The organism is Vibrio variabilis, from assembly GCF_003263785.1.
Lineage (GTDB): Bacteria > Pseudomonadota > Gammaproteobacteria > Enterobacterales > Vibrionaceae > Vibrio > Vibrio variabilis.
Genome location: NZ_JYJK01000136.1, coordinates 1 through 6053, shown reverse-complemented (window position 1 = coordinate 6053; position 6053 = coordinate 1). Strand labels below are relative to the sequence as shown.

The window sequence follows — 6053 nt, the reverse complement described above, 5'->3', positions numbered from 1 at the left end:
ATGCAGAGGTGAAAGGTAACGGTCATATTTGCGCTGAAATCGCAGACAAAGCCCTGAACATGCTGGATGTCGATAACCAAGGTTTCGACTACATGGATAGGAAGCTCCTGCTTGCTATCATGGAGAAATTCTCAGGCGGTCCTGTTGGTTTAGACAACCTAGCAGCAGCGATTGGTGAAGAGAAAGACACCATTGAAGATGTCATCGAACCTTATTTGATTCAGCAGGGCTATCTGCAACGCACCCCGCGAGGGCGTATTGCCTCAGATCGAGCCTACTTACACTTTGGAATCGATAAAGACTAAAGTCTCGATGTAGGACTGTGATACGCAACTTATGTTCTACATCACAGGAATGAAATCTGCCAGGCCAATTATTGAGCTGCATATTTGTAAAGTAATATTGCGAATATGCAGCTTTCTTTTATTTACATTTCCTATCATTAAAATCTATCAATTTCGTGATTTTCGTTCACAGAGTTACGCACATTGTTTATAATCCCTTGCTACTAAAGGGGTATTAGCTGCTGCTAATTTTCTTTTTTTGCTCACCACGTCAAACTCCCTTTCCAAATAAAATTGATCTGCATCAGTGTGATTAAAGATTGTACAATTCACTTCTTCTATTTATTGACTTACATCAAAGCATTTTCCTGAATAAACCTTTTGAAACCGACTCCATTTCCCAGTAATATTAGCTCCAGCTATATTAGCGCAAGCTTAACAATTAACTAACCATTGAGGTACATTTTTGCAACAAGGATGCTGATTTGCTCAACAAGTTTAATTTCCATTAAACAAGTATCCTCGGCGCATAATGTAGAAAGTGTCGTTCAGCCGACACAAAAGGAGTTATCATGATAGACGTTGTTGATCTGTCGAGATTGCAATTCGCAATTACGGCAATGTATCACTTCTTGTTCGTTCCATTGACTCTAGGTATGGCATTCTTACTTGCCATCATGGAGTCCCTCTACGTAATGACCAACAAGCAAATCTACAAGGACATGACCAAGTTCTGGGGTAAGCTATTTGGCATTAACTTCGCTCTAGGTGTGGCTACCGGCCTAACCATGGAATTCCAGTTTGGTACGAACTGGTCCTACTACTCCCATTACGTGGGTGATATTTTCGGTGCGCCGCTGGCGATCGAAGCCCTCGTTGCCTTCTTCCTCGAATCCACCTTTGTCGGACTCTTCTTCTTTGGATGGGATAGGCTTTCAAAACGTCAACACTTAGCCGTTACCTGGTTGGTTGCTCTTGGTTCTAACTTCTCTGCACTTTGGATCCTTGTGGCGAACGGTTGGATGCAGCACCCAGTGGGCGCCGAGTTCAACTTCGAAACCATGCGTATGGAAATGGTGAGCTTTGCAGAAGTGGTGCTCAACCCAGTTGCTCAGGTTAAGTTTGTTCACACAGTAGCATCAGGTTACACCACAGGTGCGATGTTCGTATTGGGTATCAGTGCTTACTACCTACTAAAAGGCCGTGACGTGGCGTTTGCTCGTCGTTCATTCGCGATTGCAGCGTCATTCGGTATGGCATCTATCCTGTCTGTTATTGTTCTTGGTGACGAATCGGGTTACGAGCTTGGTGACGTACAGAAAGTGAAACTCGCGGCTATCGAAGCGGAGTGGCACACAGAGCCAGCTCCAGCCGCGTTCACTGTGTTTGGTCTTCCAAACCAAGATAAGATGGAAACCGACTTCGCGCTTAAGATCCCATACGTAATGGGTATCATCGCAACACGTTCTATCGATACACCCGTTCAAGGTCTTCGTGACCTACGTGAAGAGCACGTAGATCGTATCCGTAACGGTATGTACGCGTACGAGCTTCTAGAAAAACTGCGTGCAGGTGAGCGTACAGACGCGAACCTAGAAGCCTTCGACGGCGTGAAGCAAGACCTTGGTTACGGTCTACTGCTTAAGCGTTACACCGACAAGGTCGTCGATGCGACAGAAGATCAAATCCAAGCGGCTGCGGATGACTCTATCCCAACAGTTTGGCCACTATTCTGGTCGTTCCGTATCATGGTTGCGTGTGGCTTCATCATGCTATTCGTCTTCGGTGCGGCATTCATTCAGACATGTCGTCAGAAAATTGAACAGAAAAAATGGATCCTTAAAGCGGCACTATTCAGCATTCCACTACCATGGATTGCAGTAGAAGCCGGTTGGTTTGTTGCTGAATTTGGTCGTCAGCCATGGGCCGTAGGTGAAATCCTGCCTGTACACGTGGCAGCATCAGCACTGACAGCAAGTCAGATCTGGACATCACTATTCGCAATCATCGCTCTATACACGGTGTTCCTCATTGCCGAAGTTTACCTAATGGTGAAATTCGCTCGCAAAGGCCCAAGTAGCTTGAAGACAGGTCGCTACCACTTCGAACAAAACGTCGAAACGGTAGAGAACAAAGTTAGTCGTCAAGTAGAAGCGTAAGCAAGGAGAAAAAGAATGTTTGATTACGAAGTCTTACGATTCATCTGGTGGGTACTGATCGGCGTATTGTTTGCTGGTTTCGCTATCACCGATGGTTTTGATATGGGGGTAGGTGCATTAGTACCTATCCTAGGTAAAACGGACACCCAGCGCCGTGTAATGATTAACTCTATCGCTCCACACTGGGACGGTAACCAGGTTTGGCTAATCACCGCTGGTGGTGCGCTATTCGCCGCTTGGCCGCTCGTGTACGCAACGTCGTTCTCTGGCTTCTACCTAGCGATGATTCTGACTCTAGCAGCGCTTTGGCTACGTCCAATCGGTCTAGATTACCGCTCTAAGCTAGAAGATAAAAAATGGCGTGATGCTTGGGATATCGGTATCTCAATCAGTGGTTTCGTTCCACCACTTATCTTTGGTGTGGCGTTTGGTAACCTACTTCAAGGTGTCCCATTCCAGCTAAGCGATTTCATGATGCCGACTTACCACGGTTCATTCTTCGCTCTGCTTAACCCATTCGCACTACTGTGTGGTCTAGTGAGTCTATTCATGATCCTGCTTCAAGGCTCAACATGGCTACAAATGAAGACCACAGGTGATATCCATACTCGTGCTCGCAACACAGCACAAATCATGGGTCTACTAACCGTAGTAGCATTTGTTGGTGCAGGTTTCTGGATCCAAGGCATCGACGGTTACCTAGTCGTGAGCAGCATCGACGGCAACGCCGCTTCAAACCCACTGGTTAAAGAAGTGGTTCGCGAAGCAGGTGCGTGGATGACAAACTTTGAGAAGTACCCACTTCTATGGATCGCTCCAGCACTGGGTGTGGTTATGCCTCTGCTAGCGGTACTAGCGTCTCGTCTTGAGAAATGTGCAGTTTCATTTATTGCGTCTTCTCTAGCGAACGGTGGCATCATCTTTACTGCTGGCTTTGCCATGTTCCCATTCGTGATGCCTAGCAGCATGAATCCTAACCACAGCTTGACCATGTGGGATGCGACGTCAAGTGAGTTGACTCTGAACCTAATGACAGCGGTAGCGTTTGTTATGGTTCCAGTTATTCTTAGCTACACAGCGTGGACTTACTACAAAATGTTTGGTCGTCTTGATGACAAGTTCATCGAAGAAAACAAGAATTCACTTTACTAAGGAGCATTTAACATGTGGTATTTCGCTTGGATTTTAGGTGTTCTTTTGGCTTGTGCGTTCGGTATCATCAATGCACTTTGGCTTGAACACAGCGAGATGATGGACAAAGACAGTGAGTAAGCTTAACCAACAGTTAGAGCAGATTCACAAGCCTATGGATAAGGTGCTACTGCGCGCCTTATCACTGGTGCTTGGCTTTGCCAACGCAGGCCTATTTATGTGGAGTCCTGAGGACTATGACGCAGCGATTGGTGGTTTCGCCCCATGGTTAGGCTTAGTGTTTGTGCTATCGCTCTGTTCGAGTATGGTTTACGGCATCGGCTTCAAACCAAGGTTTTGGTTGTGGCAGGTAGTATTTAGTCCGTACTTGTCGCTAACTGTGTTGAGTTACTTAACGTTAATGTACGTTTTTTAGAATAAGCCCGAGCGATTGCTCGGGTTTTTTACCTTTTGAAACAATGAAAAGCGAGCAATCGCTAATATCTTCATCAATTAAGTGTAAATTTTGGCACTTTAATCAAAAATTCTTGTCAGCACTTATAACAATCACAATGAGTTGCGTTATATTAATGCGTAGTTTTATTTAGGAAGTGATCAGTTTGTCTCAGTTATCATCGTATTTCGAATTTCCTGTGACCGTCTATTACGAAGACACGGATGCAGGAGGTGTCGTTTACCACTCGAACTACCTCAATTTCTTTGAACGTGCCCGCACCGAGCTACTTAGAAGCAAAGGTGTCAATCAGCGCGTGTTGCTAGAAGAGCATACCGGCTTTGTGGTTCGTCATATGGATATCGACTTTATCCGTGGTGCACGCCTGGACGACCAGCTCACCGTAAAAACCTATATTGAAGAATTCAAGAAAGCGTCGCTAACATTTGCTCAAGAAATTGTCGACCAACAAGATGTGACAATCGCGAAGGCACTGGTTAAAGTGGCGTGTATCGATAATGTTAAAATGAAGCCGAAGGCCATTCCTTCGTCTATCTTAGTGGAGTTAAAACACAGTGACGGCTGATATTTCATTTGTAGACCTCATTCTCGAGGCAAGCCTACTCGTTCAATTGGTCATGCTGATTCTGATGGGTATGTCGGTCGTATCTTGGGCGATGATCATCAAGCGCAGCAAAGTGCTAAAAGAAGCCACCAAAGAGTCTGAGACGTTTGAAGACCGTTTTTGGTCTGGTGCCGATCTTTCTCATATCTACCAAGATGTGAAAAAGCGCAAAGATGAGCTTTCAGGCACTGAAGAGATTTTCTACTCGGGCTTTACCGAGTTTTTACGCCTTCGTAAATCGAATGCCGACTCGCCAGCTTTCATTATGGAAGGCACGGGTCGTTCAATGCGCGTGGCAGTTTCCCGCGAGGTGGAAGAGTTAGAAACGAACCTGCCATTCCTAGCGACCGTGGGCTCTATCAGCCTTATATCGGCCTGTTTGGTACTGTTTGGGGTATCATGCACGCGTTTATCGCCCTCGGTGAAGTGAAACAAGCCACACTTGCTATGGTCGCGCCTGGTATCGCAGAAGCGTTGATTGCAACGGCGATGGGTCTATTTGCTGCAATTCCAGCGGTAATGGCGTTTAACCGTCTTAGCAACAAAGTGAGCAAGCTCGAGCACAACTACGCAACCTTCTCAGAAGAGTTCCACAGCATTTTGCACCGTCAAGCGATGGCCGCTAGGGAGCAATAATGGCTGGCTACCAACCAAAAAAACGCAAGCTAACCTGTGAGATTAACGTCGTACCTTATATCGACGTTATGCTTGTGCTGCTTATTATCTTCATGGTGACGTCGCCTTTTGTGACTCAGGGAGTGGATGTTGAGCTACCAAAGACCTCAACAGCTAAGCCTGCTTCAGAGCTAGCTGGCGATACGGATGCAAGTTTTATCATTGTTGAAGTCGACCGTGACGGAAACTTAGGGCTAAGCGTGAACAATGAAGATGTGAAACGCGGTTTGAGCTTCAGGATATTATCGTACGAGTTAAAGCTGAGCTTTCAATAAACCCTAACTCTCCCGTTGCGGTGGGTGGGGATGCCTCCACGCCATACGCAGAGGTGGTGTTGTTGTTGGATGAGCTTAGTCAAGCGGGTATTCCAAAGGTTGGCCTACTCACGGATCTAAGGGAATAGTTGTCGCAGCCGTATGAAAAGCAATAAGCAAACTAAAAACAGCTACGGAAAGCCAATCGCGATCTCTTTGTTCGCGCATGCGTTGCTTGTCGCCGCATTACTGTGGGGCACCGACTTTAACATGGATAAAGCGGAGCCAACTGGAATGGTGCAAGCGGTGGTGATTGATCCTGCGCGCGTTCGCCAGCAAGCGGCAGAAATCCGCAAGCAGCGTGAAACCGCCGCAAAAAAAGAGCAAGACCGTCTCGACAAACTGCGTCGTGAAAGCGAACAGCTAGAACGTAACCGTAAAGCCGAAGAAGAGCGCATTCGTAAGCTGAAA

Annotated in this window: 7 protein-coding genes and 2 pseudogenes; all 9 read left to right on the top strand. The window is 46.5% G+C overall.

Annotated features, from left to right (window positions below; translation table 11 throughout):
* Positions 1-305: Holliday junction DNA helicase RuvB C-terminal domain-containing protein (locus tag TZ48_RS22995; RefSeq protein WP_275426475.1), on the top strand; the 305-nt coding region annotated here is incomplete at its 5' end.
* A gap of 551 nt (positions 306-856) precedes the next feature.
* Positions 857-2443, top strand: a complete 1587-nt coding sequence (cydA, locus tag TZ48_RS22990) for a cytochrome ubiquinol oxidase subunit I (RefSeq protein ID WP_112460494.1) — start codon at positions 857-859, stop codon at positions 2441-2443.
* A gap of 15 nt (positions 2444-2458) precedes the next feature.
* Positions 2459-3595, top strand: coding sequence for a cytochrome d ubiquinol oxidase subunit II (gene cydB / locus TZ48_RS22985; RefSeq protein WP_112481008.1), 1137 nt, complete (start codon positions 2459-2461; stop codon positions 3593-3595).
* Between the two features lie 12 nt (positions 3596-3607).
* Complete coding sequence (cydX, locus tag TZ48_RS22980; RefSeq protein ID WP_000270284.1) at positions 3608-3715, top strand: cytochrome bd-I oxidase subunit CydX; 108 nt, start codon at positions 3608-3610, stop codon at positions 3713-3715.
* Positions 3708-4010 carry a cyd operon protein YbgE gene (gene ybgE / locus TZ48_RS22975; protein ID WP_112481006.1) on the top strand — a complete coding sequence of 101 codons (303 nt, stop codon included), beginning with the start codon at positions 3708-3710 and terminating at the stop codon, positions 4008-4010. The genes cydX and ybgE overlap by 8 nt, the downstream gene beginning before the upstream one ends.
* A gap of 178 nt (positions 4011-4188) precedes the next feature.
* Positions 4189-4614 carry a tol-pal system-associated acyl-CoA thioesterase gene (gene ybgC / locus TZ48_RS22970; RefSeq protein WP_420822979.1) on the top strand — a complete coding sequence of 142 codons (426 nt, stop codon included), beginning with the start codon at positions 4189-4191 and terminating at the stop codon, positions 4612-4614.
* Positions 4604-5289, top strand: a pseudogene (tolQ, locus tag TZ48_RS22965) (protein TolQ). Before ybgC ends, tolQ begins: the two are co-directional and overlap by 11 nt.
* A pseudogene (gene tolR, locus TZ48_RS22960) lies at positions 5289-5731 on the top strand (protein TolR). Before tolQ ends, tolR begins: the two co-directional pseudogenes overlap by 1 nt.
* Before the next feature lie 13 nt (positions 5732-5744).
* The coding region (gene tolA / locus TZ48_RS22955) for a cell envelope integrity protein TolA (RefSeq protein WP_112481002.1) at positions 5745-6053 on the top strand (309 nt) is incomplete at its 3' end.

Bases quoted from the DNA above. Each gene is read 5' to 3' on its own strand.
- cydB (WP_112481008.1), top strand. From the start codon at position 2,459: ATGTTTGATTACGAAGTCTTACGATTCATCTGGTGGGTACTGATCGGC.
- cydX (WP_000270284.1), top strand. From the start codon at position 3,608: ATGTGGTATTTCGCTTGGATTTTAGGTGTTCTTTTGGCTTGTGCGTTC.
- cydA (WP_112460494.1), top strand. From the start codon at position 857: ATGATAGACGTTGTTGATCTGTCGAGATTGCAATTCGCAATTACGGCA.